This is a genomic window from Vibrio sp. D173a, assembly GCF_030248475.1.
In genome coordinates, this window is record NZ_JAHGAH010000388.1 from 1 (window position 1) to 778 (window position 778).

2 protein-coding genes are annotated in these 778 nt (G+C 46.1%); one reads left to right on the forward strand and one right to left on the reverse strand.

The features are described 5' to 3' along the window. Positions 1-308, forward strand: a 308-nt coding sequence (locus tag KIV40_RS26115) for a S49 family peptidase (RefSeq protein ID WP_285352099.1), incomplete at its 5' end; no start/stop codon positions are given. A 133-nt stretch (positions 309-441) separates the two neighbouring features. On the opposite strand, the gene KIV40_RS26120 is transcribed toward KIV40_RS26115, so the two are convergent. Beyond that, the coding region (locus KIV40_RS26120) for a SpoVR family protein (protein WP_285352101.1) at positions 442-778 on the reverse strand (337 nt) is incomplete at its 5' end.

Here is a 778-nt window from a genome sequence, read left to right on the forward strand (position 1 = left end):
AGCAGGAGCTTGAAGAGACACACGGTCTGTTTAAAGACTTTATCCGTGATCACCGCCCAGAGCTTGATCTTGAGAAAGTGGCGACGGGTGAACACTGGTTTGGTACACAGGCTCATGCATTAGGGCTGGTGGACGAAATTCGTACTTCTGATGACATCGTTGTGGATGCGTGCAAAGAGAAAACGGTACTGGCAATCCACTACGTTCAGAAGAAAAAATTGTCAGATAAGCTGGCTGGAGTGGCAGGTAAATCTGCAGACAACATCTTATTGAAACTGATCGAGCGTGGTCAAAAGCCAATCGTATAATGGCTAGCTAACTAGCTAATCAGCTTACGCCAGTAAAAGAAAAGCGCATGGGCTTCGGCCGATGCGCTTTTTTGTTATTAGGTTGCTTGGAATCTATGGTTTAGGCCTAACATTAGGCTTAAACGAGATTTGACTATATCTTCGCACCATAATCGTTACGTTTTGGACATGTCGCGAGGATTTCTCGATGTCCGGTGTCTTTCAGTTCTTCTAACACCACAAAACGGTAGAGGTGCTTCATTACCTCGTCGTAGCCTTTATCCAGTGGGATACGGTCGTGTGGTACGTATTGCAGCGTCATTGAGCGGTCACCACGTACATCCACATTAAAGACCTGAATGTTCGGCTCAAGGTTACTCAGATTGTACTGTGCAGCGAGCTTTTCACGAATCAGGCGGTATCCCATTTCATCATGAATCGCACTCACTTCAATCACGCTCTTGCGGTCATCATCGAGGATTGAGAACAAC